Origin of the sequence: Sphingomonas sp. TX0543 (assembly GCF_048565505.1) — a bacterium.
Classification (GTDB): domain Bacteria; phylum Pseudomonadota; class Alphaproteobacteria; order Sphingomonadales; family Sphingomonadaceae; genus Sphingomonas.
Genome location: NZ_JBLZUS010000002.1, coordinates 1,673,668 through 1,689,193, shown reverse-complemented (window position 1 = coordinate 1,689,193; position 15,526 = coordinate 1,673,668). Strand labels below are relative to the sequence as shown.

The window sequence follows — 15,526 nt, the reverse complement described above, 5'->3', positions numbered from 1 at the left end:
TAGCGCGTGGGTCTTGGGGGCTGTTGCTAGATGCGATAATAGCCGCGATACCAGTCGACGAACCGCGCGATGCCGTGCGCGATCGGGGTGACGGGCACGAAGCCGAGATCTCGCGTCGTCTCCCCAATATCCGCATAGGTGGCGCAAACGTCGCCGGGCTGCATCGGATGCATCTCCCGCACGGCGCCGCGTCCACATGCCGCCTCGATCGCATCGATCAGCCGCACCAGCTCCTCGGCCTGGTTGTTGCCGAGGTTGTAACGCGCATGCGGCGTCACACTTCCGCCGGGCTTCTCGGCACGATCGTCGGCGGGCGGCCTGTCGAGCGCGGCCAGCACACCCGCCACGATATCGTCGATATAGGTGAAATCGCGCCGCATCACGCCATTGTTGAACAGCTTGATCGGCCGCCCCTCCAGAATCGCGGCGGTGAACAGCCACGGCGCCATATCGGGCCGCCCCCATGGGCCGTAGACCGTGAAGAAGCGCAACCCCGTCTGCGGAATGCGAAACAGATGCGCGTAGCTTTCGCTGAGCAGTTCGTCCGCCCGCTTGGTGGCCGCATAGAGCGATACGGGCCGATCGACCCGATCCTCGACACTGAACGGCATCTTGTCATTGCCGCCATAAACCGACGAGGATGAAGCATAGACAAGGTGGCGGACACCCAGCCCCCGGGCGAGTTCAAGAATGTTCACATGCCCCGCCAGATTGGCACGGACATAGGCGCGCGGATTTTCCAAGGAGTATCGCACCCCGGCCTGCGCCGCGAGATGCACGATGCGATCCACGCCCCGCCCCGCGACGACCGCGTCAAGCGCGGCCTCGTCCGCGATATCAGCCTCGACGAACGCGATAGCATCACCGAAACGCGCCGATAGATCGGCGAGGCGCGCGCGCTTCAACGCCGGATCGTAATAATCGTTGAGATTATCGATCCCGATCACACGCTCGCCCCGCGCCGCCAGCGCGGCCGCCACCGCATGGCCGATGAACCCGGCCATTCCGGTGACGAGGATCATCCGACCAGCTTCCGCGCGAATTCGCGCACCACCGGCCCGATATCGTCCCGCGCGAGCGCCAGCGCGAGGTTCGCCTGAATATACCCTGCCTTGTCGCCGCAATCGTAGCGCTGCCCATCGAACAGCACGCTGTTGAACGCCTGCTTCCCGATCAGTTGCGCCATCGCATCGGTGAGCTGGATTTCGCCCCCCGCTCCCCTCACCGGATTATCGAGAATCCGCATGACTTCGGGTTGCAGGATATAGCGGCCCGGAATCATGAGATTGGACGGCGCGGTGCCCAACGCCGGCTTTTCGACCAGCGCGGCAACCTCGACCACGCGGCCATCGCGCGCGCCGGGAGAGATGATTCCGTATTTATCCGTCTGATCGGCGTCGATCTCCAGCGCCCCGATGACATTGCCGCCCGTGCGCTGATAAACCTCGCACATCTGCGCAAGCAGCCCGGGCTTCCCCGCCATCAATTCGTCCGGCAGCAGCACCGCGAACGGCTCGTCGCCCACGATCTCGCGCGCGCACCATACCGCATGGCCCAGCCCGAGCGGCTCCTGCTGGCGGACATAGACCGGCGAGCCGGGTCGCTGGCGGATGCCCTCGATCGCCGCCAGGCTCTTGCCGCGATCCTTAAGCGTCGCCTCTAGCTCATAGGAAATGTCGAAATGATCCTCGAGCGCGGATTTGCCGCGCCCGGTGACGAAGATGATCTGCTCGATCCCCGCCTCGATCGCCTCCTCCACCGCATATTGGATCAGCGGCTTATCGACGACGGTGAGCATTTCCTTCGGCATCGCCTTGGTGGCGGGAAGGAAGCGGGTGCCGAGCCCGGCGACAGGAAATACGGCTTTACGAAGCGGCTTGATCGACATTCATTCGTCCCTGTTGCGACGCCAGCGTCTTTATCGGTGCATGGTCGCATCGACAATTTGCTTAGCGGCAGATGCTTAGCGCGTCCTTAAGCCAATCCGGATAATCCGGCGGCATGAAAGTTCTGCTGATATTTGGCACGCGGCCCGAAGCGATCAAACTGTTCCCGGTAGTGCGTGCTCTGGCGGCGATCCCCGGCATCACGCCGCGCGTCTGCGTTACGGCGCAGCATCGCGGCCTGCTCGATCAGGTGCTGGCCATCGCGGGGCTCACCCCGGATATCGATCTCGATCTCATGGAGCCGGGGCAAACGCTCGACCGGCTCACCGCGCGATTGCTGACCGGGCTGGGCGAGGTCATGGATCGGGAACAGCCCGCGCGCGTGATCGTCCAGGGTGACACCGCCACGGCGATGGCGGGCGCGCTCGCCGCTTATTACCGCAAGATCCCGGTCGCGCATGTCGAGGCGGGCCTGCGCTCCGGCAACATCTATCATCCCTGGCCGGAGGAGGTGAACCGCCGCATCGTCGCGCCGATCGCGGACCTGCATTTCGCCCCCACCACCACCGCCGCGCAGGCGCTGGCCCGCGAGAATATCCGCGGAGGCGTCCACGTCACCGGCAATACCGTGATCGATGCCTTGCACTGGACGAGCGCGCGGATCGATGCCGATCCTTCGCTTGCGGCCGGGCTGGACGAGGTGGCGGCGCGGTTCGCCGGGCGAAAGCTGATCCTCGTCACCACGCATCGGCGCGAGAATTTCGGCGGCGGGATGGAAAATATCGCCAACGCCATCGCGCGGATCGCGGCGCGCGCGGACACCGCCGTGCTGTTCCCGATGCATCCCAATCCGAATGTCGGCGCGGTCATGGACGCGATTCTGGGCGATCGGCCCAATATCGCCCGGATCGAGCCGCTCGATTATCCGCATTTCATCCGCGCGCTGGGCATGTGCCATCTCGCACTTACCGATTCGGGCGGGGTGCAGGAGGAAGCGCCCGCGCTCGGCAAGCCGGTGCTCGTCATGCGCGACACTACCGAGCGCCCCGAGGGCATCGCCGCCGGCACCGCGAAGCTGGTCGGCACCGATGCGGACCGTATCGTTTCCGAAGTCTTCACCCTTATCGACGACAAGGCCGCCTATTCCGCGATGGCGCGCGCCCACAATCCTTTTGGCGACGGCCACGCGGCGGTTCGGATTGCAGGGGTTATTGCCGATGGTGCCGGATAACGAGCTGAAGGTCGCCGTCCTGGGGCTTGGCTATATCGGCCTGCCGACCGCCGCCGTGATCGCGCGCAGCGGCGCCAGGGTCGTCGGGATCGACGTTACCCCCGCCGTGGTCGAGACCATCAATTCCGGCCGCGTGCATATCGAGGAGGTCGATCTCGACGGCCTGGTTTCCGGCGTCGTCGCGCGGGGCAGCCTGCGCGCGTCGCTGGAGATCGAGGCGGCCGACGTGTTCGTCATCGCGGTGCCGACCCCCTTTGCCGACGGTCACGCGCCCAATATCGGCTATGTGCTGAACGCGGCCACGACGATCGCGGCGGTGCTGAAGGCCGGCGATACCGTGATTCTCGAATCGACATCTCCGGTCGGCACGACGGAGCAGGTGCGCGATCTCCTCGCGCGGCTGCGCCCCGATCTGAAGGTGCCCGGCGTCGCGGGCGAGGCGGCGGATATCGCCATCGCCTATTGCCCGGAGCGCGTGCTGCCGGGGCGGATCCTGGTGGAGCTGATCGACAACGATCGCGTGATCGGCGGGATCACGCCGCGCTGCGCGCGCAAGGCGCTGGCCTTCTATCGCCGGTTCGTGCGCGGCGCCTGTGTCACCACCAGCGCGCGCGCGGCGGAAATGACCAAGCTGACCGAAAACGCCTTCCGCGACGTGAATATCGCCTTCGCCAACGAGCTGAGCATCGTTGCGGAGAAGATGGGCGTCGATGTGTGGGAGGTGATCCGGCTCGCCAACCGGCATCCGCGCGTCAACATCCTCCAGCCCGGCCCAGGCGTCGGCGGCCATTGCATCGCGGTCGATCCCTGGTTCCTGGTCCACGCCGCGCCCGAGCAGACGCCGCTGATCCGCACCGCGCGGGAGGTGAACGACGGAAAGACCGATTGGGTGATCGTGCGCGCCACCGCGCTGCTGGAGGCGTTGCCCGGCCTGCCGGTCGCCTGCCTCGGCCTCGCGTTCAAGCCGAACATCGACGATTTCCGCGAAAGCCCCGCGCTGAAGGTGGCGGAGGCGCTGGCCGCGCGCTTCGGCCCGCGGATCGCCGTGGTCGAACCCTACGCCGCCACCCTGCCCGACGGCCTTGTGGAGGCGGGAGCGCGACTGATCGACATCGACAGCGCCATCGCGGACTGCCCGATCATGATCGTGCTGGTCGATCATGACATATTCCGCTCGGTGCCGATCGAGGAACGTGCGGACAAGCACGTGCTGGACACGCGCGGCATCTGGGGCGATGCGAATCTGGCGCGGAGCGGAACCGGCGAGCAACGCCGCGCGGCCTGAACACGCCCGGACGAAATCCATCTTCGCCGGAATGGCTTGATACCCGCATTAAGCGGTCCATATCGATCGCCATCACGGCTATAGAGTGCAGATGGTAATTTCGCGTTTCTTCCGCAAATCCGCCCCCGCCCCCGTCACGCCACCACCCGCACTGCCCGACGGCGTGCGCGTATATGCGATCGGCGACATTCACGGGCGATCAGACTGTCTCGATGAATTGCTGGACGCGATCGACCGCGACAGCGACGGGATCGGCGCGCAGGTTCGCCTGATCTTCCTCGGCGACCTGATCGACCGCGGGCCTGATTCGCGTGGCGTGGTGGAGCGGGCGTTGCAACTCGCCGCTTCCGATCGGCACTGCGATTTCATCAAAGGCAATCACGAGGAATTGCTGCTCCACGCCGCGGCAGGGGATCGGCATGCGTTGACGGTGTTTCACCGGGCCGGCGGCCGCGAGACGATGCTGAGCTACGGCGCGGATCCGGACGATTATGACGCGTGCGATTTCGAGCAACTGGCGGCACTGATCCAGCGCCTGGTGCCGGCCGAGCATCTCGCGTTTCTCGATTCGTTCGGCAGCGGGGTTTCGCTGGGTGACTATCGCTTCGTCCATGCCGGGATGCGCCCCGGCGCCACCTTCGAGGAGCAGAAGGAGGCGGACCTGCGCTGGATTCGCCGCGAGTTTCTGAGCCACGACGGCAGCTTCGATGGCGTGGTCGTCCACGGCCATACGATCAGCGACGCACCGGAATTCCGCCATAACCGCATCGGGATCGATACCGGTGCATTCGCCACCGGGCGGCTGACGGCGCTGGTGCTGGAAGGGCGCGATCAACGGACGCTCGAATCAAGCGCGCCTGCGGCCAGCCACTAAAACGTCTCGGACAGCAGAAAACCGGGCGGCATCACAGCCGACCGGTTTTCTAGTCGCGCAAAATCTTGGTGTCAGCGGCCTCCGGGGCCGGCGGGCGCACCCGGAGGAGCGCCGGCGCCGGCGCCGGCGCCACCCTTCTGCTGTTGCATCTGTTGCTGCATCTGCATCTGGCGAAGCACGGTTTCCGGCAGGAAATCGATCAGTTCAACATCGAACACCAGCACCGAATTGGCCGGGATCGGGCCGGTCGCCTTGTCCTTGTAGCCGAGCGACGGCTTGATCCAGAAGCGATACTTCGAGCCCTTCGGCATCAGCTTCAGCCCTTCGCTGAAGCCGGGCACGACGCCGGTTACCGGAAACGGCGTCGGCTGCTGCGACTTGTCGAACGTGGTGCCGTTGAGCAGCTTGCCCTCGTAATTCACCAGCACGACATCGGTGTCGGTGGGCTTCGCGCCCGCGCCGGGCGTTAGCACCTGATACTGCAAGCCCGACGCGGTGGTCATCACGCCCTTCTGGCGGGCGTTCCGGGCAAGGAAATCGTCACCCTGGAAAGCGAGCGCGGCCGCCGCGACCAGCACGGCAACGATGCCCAGCACCAGCCACACGATATAGCTGCGCTTGACGGGCGGAATCGGAACGGCGGTTACGGTCGACATGATTTCCCTCGATGCAGAGGCTGGGCCGCGCCGAACAGGACCGCTCGACTTTCAGCCGGTCGCGATTCGGGCAGAATTGGCGCCGCCGCCCCATCGGAGGCGGCGCGCCAACGCGGTAATTACCGCGCGCCGTCGCGCTCGGCGCGCTTGCGATCGAGCTTGCGGGCGCGACGGACGGCCGCCGCACGCTCGCGGGCGCGCTTTTCCGACGGCTTCTCATAGTGCCGGCGCAGCTTCATTTCGCGATAGACGCCTTCACGCTGCAGCTTCTTCTTGAGCGCGCGCAGTGCCTGGTCGACGTTGTTGTCGCGAACGATGATCTGCATAAACTCGAACTTCTCCGAATCGGCTGGTACGGGCCAAATAGCTAGGCCGGCGTCGAACCATGTCCGCGCCGTGAACGGTGGGCCCCTACCAGCGCGAGGCCGGGAAGGCAAGTTTAACGGCATGATGTTGTGCCGACCTGTTGCCAGATCGTCACGGCGGCGCGCGATCCGCCGAATATTGCGGCGCTGAAACCTGCGCGAGACATCGCTCGCCTAATCTTGCGTCCATGCTAAATGCCGCTGTCGACATGGATATGGAAACCCGCCTGCTGATCGTAGACGACGATCCCGGCATCCGCGAGCTTACCGCGGGCTTCCTTTCCACGCACGGTTACATCGTCGATACCGCCGCCGACGGCGCCGAGATGCGCCGGCTGCTCGCGAGCGAGAGTTATGCGCTGATCGTGCTCGATGTGATGATGCCGGGCGAGGATGGCCTGTCGATCCTGCGCTCGCTCGATCGGGCGCGCTCACCGGCGGTCATCATCCTGTCGGTGATTGGCGAGGAGATCGACCGGATCGTCGGGCTGGAGATGGGGGCGGACGATTATGTCGCGAAGCCTGCCAACCCGCGCGAGTTGCTCGCGCGTATCCGCTCGGTGTTGCGGCGCAACCAGGGCGGCGCGCGCACCGTGCCGGGGGAGCGCCCGCATCAACGCTTCGCCGGCTGGCGGCTCGATCCGGTCGGGCGGCAGCTGATCGATCCCGACGAGGTGGTCATCAACCTGTCCGACGGGGAATTCCGGCTGCTGCTCGCGTTCGTCGAGCATCCCCGCCGCGTGCTGACCCGCGACCAGCTTCTCGACCTCTCGCGCGGGGTGAACGCCGAGCATTTCGATCGCGCGATCGACGTGCAGATAAGTCGTCTTCGCCGCAAGCTCGCCCGGGACGACGATGACGAGTTGATACGCACCGTCCGCAACGAAGGCTATATGTTCACGGTCGATGTCGACCATCGCTGAGCATCGCCCGGTACGCTCCATCGCGGCGCCGATCCTGGTGCTGGTGCTGGGCGCGATCGTGCTGACGGCGGTGGTGCTGTTCGCGGTCACGTTCAACGGGCCACCGCCGAAAGACCCGCCGCGCGGCATCGCGAGCATCGCCTTCGCACTGCGCACCGGGCGGCAACCGGGCGATCCCGGGCCGCCGCTGCGCATCTATACCGCGGATCGCCCGCCGATCCCGCTCGGGCCGGAACACGCCGATACGGACGCGGCGCAGCGCCTCGCCCATGCGCTGCACGTGCCGCATGGCGATGTGGTGGCGATGATCGTGCGGACCCCGCCCGGCATCCCCAGCGCGTTCGTCGGCGGGTTCGCCTTCGGCTGGCGCACGCCGGCGGGATGGCGGATCGTGGAAGGGCGGCCCGGCCCGCGCTTCAGCAACTGGCACAGCCGCACGCTGATCGCGATGTCGATCACGATATTGCTGCTGTCGATTCCGGCGTGGTGGATCGCACGCATCATCTCCGGCCCGCTGCGGCGATTGGCCAACGCCGCAGACCAGGCGCGCGCCGGCGCGGATCGCCCCGTCTTTCCCGCCGGCGGCCCGGCCGAGGTCCGCGCGCTGACCACTGCCGTCGCGGACATGCACGATCGCCTGACCCGCCACGCCGAACAGCGCACGAACATGCTGGCGGCGATCGCGCACGACATGGGCACGCCGCTGTCGCGCCTCGCCTTCTGGGTCGAGCAATTGCCCGAGGGCGCGCGCGACCGCGCTTCGGCGGATATCGACGAGATGCGCGCGATGATTTCCGACACGCTGAATTTCGCGCGTGACGAGGCGGGCGAACGCGATTCGTCACTCGTCGAGCTGGGGAGCCTGCTGGACAGCGTTGTGGAGGACATGGGCGTCGGCGGCGCGGCCGTCTCGCTCACGCCCGGCCCCCGCGCGGTGGTGCGCGGTGATCCCCGCGCGCTGCGCCGCGTGTTCGCCAATCTGATCGGGAACGCGATCCGCTATGGCGATGCGGCCCGGCTGAACTGGGCGGTGGCCGGTGGCGAAGCGACCATCCGCATCGAGGACGATGGACCGGGCATCGATCCGGCGAAGGCCGATCGCCTGTTCGACCCCTTCGTGCGTGGCGACCCTTCACGCAACCGCGCCACCGGCGGCACCGGGCTGGGCCTGGCCATCGCGCGGGCGATCGTGATTCGGCACGAGGGGCACGTGGCGCTCGCCAATCGCGAGGGTGGCGGCGCGGTCGCGACCGTCTCGCTGCCGCTGGCGCGCTGAAACAATCTGAAATGTTCCGGCAGGCCATTGAAATATGCGCGTGACGTTCGGGATCGAATAGCCGTTCAACGCTTTCGGATGACCGGCTCATCCAGCACGAACGGCAAGGCGCTCGTCGCTATGCCCGCCCCCGCCAGACTCCCGGCTGGCGGGGGCTTTCATTGCCCGCTAGGAGCGCAGCCATGCACGGCGCCCCGCTCACCCTCTATAACAGCCTCACCCGTCAGCCCGAGGCGTTCCGTCCGATCGCCGCACCGAAAGTGGGCGTCTATTCGTGCGGCCCGACCGTCTACAACTATGCCCATGTCGGCAATCTGCGCGCCTATGTCTTCACGGACACGTTGGCGCGCACGCTGCGCTGGAAGGGCTATGACCTGACCCACATCATCAACATCACCGATGTCGGCCATCTCACCTCGGATGCCGATGCCGGGGACGACAAAATGGAGGCGGCGGCGAAGAAATCCGGGCAGGATATCTGGGCGATCGCCGCGCATTACACACAGGCCTTCAAGCAGAACCTGCGCGACCTGAACATCGGCGACCCCGCGCGCTTTCCGCTGGCCACCGACCATATCGCGGACATGATCGATTTCGCCGCGAAGATCGAGGCGAAACACTGCTACCGGCTGGAAAGCGGCCTGTACTTCGACGTTTCCACCGTCCCCGAATACGGTCGGCTCGCGCGTGTGCGCGACGACGAGGGCGAGAGCCGGATCGATCCCGTATCAGGCAAGCGCCATCCGCAGGATTTCGCGATCTGGCGCGCCTCCCCGCCCGGCGAGAACCGGCAGATGGAATGGGATTCGCCGTGGGGCCGGGGGGCGCCGGGCTGGCACCTCGAATGCTCGGTGATGAGCAAGAAATATCTTGGCGATCATTTCGACATCCACACCGGCGGAATCGATCATCGCGAGATTCATCATCCCAACGAGATCGCGCAGAACCAGGCGCATTGCGAATGCACCGACAGCGGGGCCACCCTGTGGATGCACAACAACTTCCTCGTCGAACGCGCGGGCAAGATGAGCAAATCATCGGGCGAGTTCCTCACGCTCGCCGCGCTGGTCGATCGCGGCTTCCACCCGCTTTCCTATCGGATGCTGTGCCTGCAGGCGCATTATCGCAGCGAGCTGGAATTCTCGTGGGAGAATCTGGCGGCGGCGCAGGTGCGGCTGAAGCGGCTGGTGCAGGCCGTGGAGGGGCTGCGTGCCCGCCCGCCCGCGCCATCGGCCAGCTCGGCCGACGGCTATCGCGAACAACTGGATGCGGCGCTGTCTGACGATCTCAACACCCCGCGCGCGCTGCCGGTGCTCGATGCGATGCTGGCGGACCGCAAGATCGCCTCGCAGGAGCGCCTGCTTGCGCTGGCCGATTTCGATGCGCTGCTGGGGCTCGATCTTTCCCGCCTGCGCCGCGAGGATCTGCGCGTCCGCCCGGCGAGCGCGACGATCGACGAGGCAACGATCGCGGCCCGCCTCGCCGAGCGCCGCGAGGCGCGCGCGGCCAAGGACTTCGGCCGCTCCGACGCGATCCGCGACGAACTGATCGCCGCCGGCGTGGAGGTGATGGACGGTGATCCGTTGGCGTGGGACTGGCGGGTGGAGGCTTAGCCGCTCACCGCATCGGCCGCTCCCGCTCCGCTACGAGCGCCGGGATTGACGGACGCGCGGGTGACGCCGCCAGCGTGGCTGCTTCCGCCTCGATCGCCGCGACACGCGCTCTGGTCGATGGATGGGTCCGGCTGCGGAAAAAGCCGCCGTCCACGTCGCGCCCATGCGCGCGCCAGAATGCCGCCGCCGAGGCGGTGTCGTAACCCGCATTGTAGAGCAGATGGACGCTCAGCCGGTCGGCCTCTTCCTCCGCGCGTTGCGCCAGGCGGGCGTTGCGGCCCATTTCACCGAACAGCCCGCCCTTCACCCCCGCCGCTTCCAGCCGGGCGCGATGCTTCAGGATGACGTGCGAAAGCTCATGCGCGGCGATCACGGCCACTTCCGCGTCGCTATAGCGCTCAAGGAAGCGCACCCCGATCTGCACCACTTTGCCATCGGACTGGGCCGTCAATTCAGGGCCCAGCACTACCTCGAAGGTTGCCTCGCATCCCTGAACCGCATCGACCTGCGCCGATCGCCGATCCCCGCCACGCAGCAAATCGAACCGCACCTTTCCGGTGCCGCGCGCGATCTGCGCCAGCACGGCATCGCGATCCGCGACCGAGGGGGCGATCGCCCGATCGACAGTCGCCACGCCATCGACCGCGACGATGCCGTCATTGGGCCGGAGCCCCGCGCGCGCGGCAGGTGAAGCCGGAACCACCGCTTCCACCGCCACCGGCGGCGCGAAGCCGAATGCCTGTCTTGCGGCCGCCTCGCTCGCACGGTCATATTGCGTGACCGCGTGAACCAGCGCCCCGGTCGTGCGGGACTGCCGGTCGCAGAGTGCCGCGTTGGCGGTTGCGAGGCGATAGCCGATCGTCCCGAGCCGCAGGTCGATCGCCCGCAGCGCCTCAAGGCTCTCCACCGAAAGACCGGCAGGCGCGGCGGCGATCAGCGCGATCGGGAGGGAGGCAGCCGCAAAACGAAACTTTATCACGTCACGCACGATAGGCGCGGACCGCTCAAGACGCTATCGTCATGCCATGAAAGCCGTCCTGCCCGCGCACGCGCGCCCGTTGCTCGAACCGCATATCCCCAGCGAAGTATCTGTTTCGTGGTGGAAATCCGTCGTGGATGCCAAGGCGATGATCGCCGATGCGGATATCGCCTGGGTCGATATGGAGAAGAGCGCGAGCGTCGCGGAAACGATCCGCGCGTCCGGCCCGAATCTCAAATGGGTATCGACGATCTACGCCGGGCTGGATGCGTTTCCGCTCGACGTGCTGCGCGAGCGGGGGGCGATCGTCACCAATGGCGTGGGGATCAATGCGATCGCGGTCGCGGAATATGCGGTGATGGGCGTGTTGGCGGCGGCGAAGCGCTACGACGAGGTCGTCCGCGCCGCTGACCGCCACGAATGGCTGCTCGATGCGCCGGGCATGACCGAATTATATGGCACCAAAGCGCTGGTGGTGGGGCTTGGCGCGATCGGTCGCCTGATCGCCAAACAACTGGAGGCGTTTGGCGTCGATGTGACCGGCGTCACCCGTTCGGGGCGCGACGGCTCGCTTACGCCGGATCAATGGCGCGCAATGCTGGGCGACTTCGACTGGGTGGTGCTCGCGGCCCCCTCGACACCCGATACCAAGGCGATGATCGGCGCGACCGAGCTTGCGGCGATGAAGAGCAGCGCGTGGCTCATCAACATCGCGCGCGGAGACATGATCGACGACGAGGCGCTGCTGGCCGCGTTGCATGGCGGAACGATCGGCGGCGCGTTTCTCGACCCGACCAACCCGGAGCCGCTGCCGGCCGAGCATCCCTTGTGGTCGGCACCGAACTGCATGATAACCATGCACCTGTCCGGGCGCAGCGGCCGCCCCAAGATGTTCCAGCGCGCCAGCGCGCTCTTCCTGCACAATCTGGCCGCCTTTCTGAACGGCAAGCCGATGCAGAATGTCGCTGATCTGGAAGCCGGATACTGACCCGCCGCCGCATCCTGATTGTCCGCATCTTAATTGTCCGCGAACGCCCGCCAGTCTATGCACCGCCTCGATGAACGATAATCCAGTCCAGCTGATCGAGCCGGTGCGCCATGGCGACGCACGCGGATGGTTCACCGAATATTATACCGAGCGGCGCTTCGCGGAGCGGGGGATCGACTGCCGTTTCGTGCAGGACAATCATTCGCTTTCCGTGCCAGCGTTTACCCTGCGCGGCCTGCATTTCCAGACGCCGCCGCACGGCCAGGACAAGCTGGTGCGCTGCATTCGCGGGCGCATCCTCGATGTAGCGGTGGACGTGCGGCGCGGGTCGCCAACCTGGGGACGGCATGTCGCAGCGGAGCTTTCGGCGGCGAACGGGCGGCAATTGTTCGTGCCGATCGGTTTCGCGCATGGCTTCATCACGCTGACCGAGGATTGCGAGGTGACGTACAAGGTATCCGATTATTACGCGCCGGATTGCGATGGCGGCATTCGCTGGGACAGCGCGGGAATCGACTGGTCGCTGCCGGCCGGCACCCTGCCCGAGCTTTCAGCCAAGGACGCGAAGCTGCCCGCACTGGCCGATTTCGACAGCCCCTTCCCTTATGACGGCCGCCCGCTGGCGCCGCTTTCCTGAGGTAATCCGATGCGTATCTTCGTCACCGGCGGCGCCGGGTTCATTGGCTCGGCGCTGATTCGCCATCTGATCGCCGATAGCGATCACGAGGTGCTGAACTTCGACAAGCTTACCTATGCCGGCACGCTCTCCACCGTCGAGGAAGTGGCGCACAGCAACCGCTATCGCTTCGTCCAGGGGGACATCTGCGACGCGGGCGCGGTGCGCGCGGCGATCGCGGATTTCCGCCCCGAAGTGATCACGCACCTCGCCGCCGAGAGCCATGTCGATCGTTCGATCGACGCGCCAGACGCTTTCATCCAGACCAACCTGGTCGGCACCTACACGATGCTGGCCGAGGCGCGGGCTTACTGGCAATCGCTGGAGGGCATGACGAAGCAGGCTTTCCGCTTCCACCATATCTCCACCGACGAGGTTTACGGCTCGCTGGGCGACACCGGCCTGTTCACCGAAGAAACGTCCTATGATCCGCGCTCGCCCTATTCGGCGTCCAAGGCCGGCAGCGACCATCTGGTCAGCGCCTGGGGCCATACGTTCGGGCTGCCGGTGCTCATCACCAATTGCTCGAACAACTATGGCCCGTATCACTTCCCGGAAAAGCTGATCCCGCTGATGATCGCCAAGGCGCTCGCCGGCGAGCCGCTGCCGGTCTACGGCCAGGGCACCAACGTGCGGGACTGGCTGTATGTCGAGGATCATGTCCGCGCGCTGCAGGCGGTGTTCGAGCGCGGCGCGCCCGGGCGTACCTACAATGTCGGCGGCAATAACGAGAAAAAGAACATCGAGGTTGTGGAAACCGTCTGTGCGATCCTCGATCGCGAGCGGCCGCGCGCCGACGGGCGTTCGTACCGGGAGCAGATCGCGTTCGTCGCCGATCGCCCCGGCCATGACGCGCGCTACGCCATCGACGCATCGCGGATCCGCGACGAGCTGGGCTGGGAGCCGGCGGAGACGTTCGAGAGCGGGATCGAAAAGACGGTGCGCTGGTATCTCGCCAACGAGCCGTGGTGGCGCGCGCTGGTCCAGGCCAAGGCTTCCGAGCGTCGCGGGCTTGCGGCGTGAGGGAAATCCTCGTCACCGGCGGCAACGGGCAGCTCGGCACCGAGCTGCGACGCTATCCGTGGCCAGACGGCTGGGGCATCGTAGCGGTCGATATCGACGAGCTTGACCTGCGCGATACGCAGGCGATCGCGGCGCTGGTCGCATCGCGGCCATGGGCGGCGGTGATTTCGGGCGGCGCCTACACCGCGGTCGACAAGGCGGAGGAGGACAGCGTCAACGCCTGGGCGGTCAATGCGCTCGCTCCGGCCGCGTTCGCGCAAGCCTGCAAGGCGGCGGATATCCCGCTGATCCATGTCTCGACCGATTATGTATTCGATGGATCGAAGCACGGCCGCTGGGCGCCCGACGACCAGACCGGGCCGCTCGGCGTCTATGGCGCGTCGAAGCTCGGCGGCGATCTCGCGGTGGCGACCGGAAGCGCGCGGCATGCCATCGTGCGCACCTCATGGGTGGTGAGCGCGCACGGCAACAACTTCATCCGGACGATGCTGCGCGTCGGCGCCGAGCGCGACACGATGCGCGTGGTGGACGACCAGCATGGCGCGCCGACCAGCGCCGCCGATCTCGCCGCCGCGGTCGCGACGATCGCACTGCGCATGGCGGACGACGCGGATGCGCCGACCGGCACCTTCCACTTCAGCAACGCCGGCGAGACGACGTGGTGCGGCTTCGCCCGCGCGATCTTCGCCGGCGCGGCGCGGCGGGGCGGCCCATCGCCGATGGTGGAGCCGATCGCCACCGCCGATTATCCCACGCCGGCGCGGCGCCCGGCCAACTCGCGGCTCGATCATGGCGCGATCCGCGCGGCTTACGGTATCGACCCGCGCCCGTGGCAGGACGCGCTGGACGACATTCTCGACGAACTGATCGGAACACCCACGTGAAGGGCATCATACTCGCCGGCGGGTCCGGCACCCGGCTGCATCCGGCGACGCTGGCGATCAACAAGCAGCTGCTGCCGGTCTATGACAAACCGATGATCTATTATCCGCTGTCCGTGCTGATGATGGCGGGGATCCGCGATATCCTGATCATCTCCAGCCCCGAGTTCATCGACAATTACCGGCGCATGTTCGGCACCGGCGGCGACTGGGGCCTTTCCATTTCCTATGCCGAACAACCACGCCCCGAGGGCCTCGCACAGGCTTTCACGATCGGGCGTGACTTCATTGGCGACGATCGCGTCGCGCTGGTGCTGGGCGACAACATCTTCTTCGGCGCGCATTTGACCAATTTGCTGGCGAGCGCCGTCGCGCGCACCGAAGGGGCAACGGTGTTCAGCTATCGTGTCGATGATCCGGAGCGCTACGGCGTCGTCGAGCTGGACAACACCGGCCGCGCGATCAGTCTGGAGGAGAAGCCGGCCACCCCAAGATCGAACCACGCCGTGACCGGCCTCTATTTCTATGACAATCGCGTGATCGATCTCGCGCGCGATCTGAAGCCATCGGCGCGCGGGGAGCTGGAGATCACCGATCTCAATCGCCTCTACATGGACACCGGCGATCTATACGTCGAGCAGATGGGGCGCGGCTATGCGTGGCTCGATACCGGCACGCATGACAGTCTGCTGGAAGCATCCGAATTCGTCCGCACCATCCAGCACCGCCAGGGCATTCAGATCGCCTGCCTGGAGGAAATCGCTTTCACCCGGGGCTTCATCACCGCCGAACAGGCACTCGCACGCGGCGAGGCGCTCAGCAAAACCGCCTACGGACGCGCCATCATCAACGCCGTCCGCGAGGGCTGAC

The 15,526-nt window shown here is 66.3% G+C and carries 16 protein-coding genes; 11 read left to right on the top strand and 5 right to left on the bottom strand.

Annotation, left to right across the window (positions count from 1 at the left end; translation table 11 throughout):
* Positions 1-26: 26 nt before the first annotated feature.
* Both ACM61V_RS08720 and galU read right to left on the bottom strand, forming a co-directional pair.
* On the bottom strand, positions 27-1,022 hold the full coding sequence (locus tag ACM61V_RS08720) for an SDR family NAD(P)-dependent oxidoreductase (protein ID WP_137785856.1): 996 nt from the start codon (positions 1,020-1,022) through the stop codon (positions 27-29).
* Positions 1,019-1,888, bottom strand: coding sequence for a UTP--glucose-1-phosphate uridylyltransferase GalU (gene galU, locus ACM61V_RS08715; RefSeq protein ID WP_137785857.1), 870 nt, complete (start codon positions 1,886-1,888; stop codon positions 1,019-1,021). The genes ACM61V_RS08720 and galU overlap by 4 nt, the downstream gene beginning before the upstream one ends.
* Positions 1,889-2,001: 113 nt before the next feature.
* On the opposite strand from galU, the gene wecB reads away from it, so the two are divergent.
* From wecB to ACM61V_RS08700, 3 genes are all read left to right on the top strand, one after another.
* Complete coding sequence (gene wecB, locus ACM61V_RS08710) at positions 2,002-3,117, top strand: non-hydrolyzing UDP-N-acetylglucosamine 2-epimerase (RefSeq protein ID WP_137785858.1); 1,116 nt, start codon at positions 2,002-2,004, stop codon at positions 3,115-3,117.
* Positions 3,104-4,402, top strand: a complete 1,299-nt coding sequence (wecC, locus tag ACM61V_RS08705; protein ID WP_419713947.1) for a UDP-N-acetyl-D-mannosamine dehydrogenase — start codon at positions 3,104-3,106, stop codon at positions 4,400-4,402. The genes wecB and wecC overlap by 14 nt, the downstream gene beginning before the upstream one ends.
* 91 nt (positions 4,403-4,493) lie before the next feature.
* Positions 4,494-5,276, top strand: a complete 783-nt coding sequence (locus ACM61V_RS08700) for a metallophosphoesterase (RefSeq protein WP_137785860.1) — start codon at positions 4,494-4,496, stop codon at positions 5,274-5,276.
* 71 nt (positions 5,277-5,347) lie between these two features.
* On the opposite strand, the gene ACM61V_RS08695 is transcribed toward ACM61V_RS08700, so the two are convergent.
* Both ACM61V_RS08695 and rpsU read right to left on the bottom strand, forming a co-directional pair.
* The gene (locus ACM61V_RS08695; RefSeq protein ID WP_419713946.1) at positions 5,348-5,932 is read right to left on the bottom strand and encodes an FKBP-type peptidyl-prolyl cis-trans isomerase; all 585 of its coding nucleotides are present in this window, start codon (positions 5,930-5,932) and stop codon (positions 5,348-5,350) included.
* A 119-nt stretch (positions 5,933-6,051) separates the two neighbouring features.
* Positions 6,052-6,258 carry a 30S ribosomal protein S21 gene (rpsU, locus tag ACM61V_RS08690; protein WP_022686405.1) on the bottom strand — a complete coding sequence of 69 codons (207 nt, stop codon included), beginning with the start codon at positions 6,256-6,258 and terminating at the stop codon, positions 6,052-6,054.
* Between the two features lie 248 nt (positions 6,259-6,506).
* Here rpsU and ACM61V_RS08685 point away from each other — a divergent pair, with 248 nt between their 5' ends.
* The 3 genes from ACM61V_RS08685 (at position 6,507) to cysS (ending at position 10,109) form a co-directional block, all read left to right on the top strand.
* Entirely contained in the window at positions 6,507-7,220 is a 714-nt protein-coding gene (locus tag ACM61V_RS08685; protein ID WP_249341445.1) for a response regulator, read from the top strand.
* Positions 7,204-8,496, top strand: a complete 1,293-nt coding sequence (locus ACM61V_RS08680; RefSeq protein WP_249341446.1) for a sensor histidine kinase — start codon at positions 7,204-7,206, stop codon at positions 8,494-8,496. The genes ACM61V_RS08685 and ACM61V_RS08680 overlap by 17 nt, the downstream gene beginning before the upstream one ends.
* 182 nt (positions 8,497-8,678) lie before the next feature.
* A complete protein-coding gene (cysS, locus tag ACM61V_RS08675) occupies positions 8,679-10,109 on the top strand; it encodes a cysteine--tRNA ligase (protein ID WP_137785863.1) in 1,431 nt (476 codons plus the stop codon).
* Positions 10,110-10,113: 4 nt separating this feature from the next.
* Here cysS and ACM61V_RS08670 read toward each other — a convergent pair whose 3' ends face one another.
* On the bottom strand, positions 10,114-11,088 hold the full coding sequence (locus ACM61V_RS08670; protein WP_137785864.1) for a M48 family metallopeptidase: 975 nt from the start codon (positions 11,086-11,088) through the stop codon (positions 10,114-10,116).
* Between the two features lie 46 nt (positions 11,089-11,134).
* Between ACM61V_RS08670 and ACM61V_RS08665 the strand changes: the two genes are divergently transcribed.
* The 5 genes from ACM61V_RS08665 to rfbA all read left to right on the top strand — a co-directional run bounded on the left by ACM61V_RS08665 (position 11,135) and on the right by rfbA (position 15,525).
* The gene (locus tag ACM61V_RS08665) at positions 11,135-12,076 is read left to right on the top strand and encodes a D-2-hydroxyacid dehydrogenase (protein ID WP_137785865.1); all 942 of its coding nucleotides are present in this window, start codon (positions 11,135-11,137) and stop codon (positions 12,074-12,076) included.
* A 70-nt stretch (positions 12,077-12,146) separates the two neighbouring features.
* Positions 12,147-12,713 carry a dTDP-4-dehydrorhamnose 3,5-epimerase gene (gene rfbC / locus ACM61V_RS08660; RefSeq protein WP_137785866.1) on the top strand — a complete coding sequence of 189 codons (567 nt, stop codon included), beginning with the start codon at positions 12,147-12,149 and terminating at the stop codon, positions 12,711-12,713.
* 9 nt (positions 12,714-12,722) lie between these two features.
* Positions 12,723-13,775, top strand: coding sequence for a dTDP-glucose 4,6-dehydratase (gene rfbB, locus ACM61V_RS08655; protein ID WP_137785867.1), 1,053 nt, complete (start codon positions 12,723-12,725; stop codon positions 13,773-13,775).
* Positions 13,772-14,659 (top strand): dTDP-4-dehydrorhamnose reductase, encoded by an 888-nt coding sequence (gene rfbD / locus ACM61V_RS08650; protein WP_137785868.1) that lies wholly within the window; start codon positions 13,772-13,774, stop codon positions 14,657-14,659. The genes rfbB and rfbD overlap by 4 nt, the downstream gene beginning before the upstream one ends.
* Positions 14,656-15,525, top strand: a complete 870-nt coding sequence (gene rfbA, locus ACM61V_RS08645; protein WP_137785869.1) for a glucose-1-phosphate thymidylyltransferase RfbA — start codon at positions 14,656-14,658, stop codon at positions 15,523-15,525. Before rfbD ends, rfbA begins: the two co-directional genes overlap by 4 nt.
* Position 15,526 lies beyond the last annotated feature (1 nt).

Coding starts and splice junctions, on each gene's coding strand:
- ACM61V_RS08720 (WP_137785856.1), bottom strand. CDS start 1,022: ATGATCCTCGTCACCGGAATGGCCGGGTTCATCGGCCATGCGGTGGCG.
- galU (WP_137785857.1), bottom strand. CDS start 1,888: ATGTCGATCAAGCCGCTTCGTAAAGCCGTATTTCCTGTCGCCGGGCTC.
- wecB (WP_137785858.1), top strand. CDS start 2,002: ATGAAAGTTCTGCTGATATTTGGCACGCGGCCCGAAGCGATCAAACTG.
- wecC (WP_419713947.1), top strand. CDS start 3,104: ATGGTGCCGGATAACGAGCTGAAGGTCGCCGTCCTGGGGCTTGGCTAT.
- ACM61V_RS08700 (WP_137785860.1), top strand. CDS start 4,494: ATGGTAATTTCGCGTTTCTTCCGCAAATCCGCCCCCGCCCCCGTCACG.
- ACM61V_RS08695 (WP_419713946.1), bottom strand. CDS start 5,932: ATGTCGACCGTAACCGCCGTTCCGATTCCGCCCGTCAAGCGCAGCTAT.
- rpsU (WP_022686405.1), bottom strand. CDS start 6,258: ATGCAGATCATCGTTCGCGACAACAACGTCGACCAGGCACTGCGCGCG.
- ACM61V_RS08685 (WP_249341445.1), top strand. CDS start 6,507: ATGGATATGGAAACCCGCCTGCTGATCGTAGACGACGATCCCGGCATC.
- ACM61V_RS08680 (WP_249341446.1), top strand. CDS start 7,204: ATGTCGACCATCGCTGAGCATCGCCCGGTACGCTCCATCGCGGCGCCG.
- cysS (WP_137785863.1), top strand. CDS start 8,679: ATGCACGGCGCCCCGCTCACCCTCTATAACAGCCTCACCCGTCAGCCC.
- ACM61V_RS08665 (WP_137785865.1), top strand. CDS start 11,135: ATGAAAGCCGTCCTGCCCGCGCACGCGCGCCCGTTGCTCGAACCGCAT.
- rfbC (WP_137785866.1), top strand. CDS start 12,147: ATGAACGATAATCCAGTCCAGCTGATCGAGCCGGTGCGCCATGGCGAC.
- rfbB (WP_137785867.1), top strand. CDS start 12,723: ATGCGTATCTTCGTCACCGGCGGCGCCGGGTTCATTGGCTCGGCGCTG.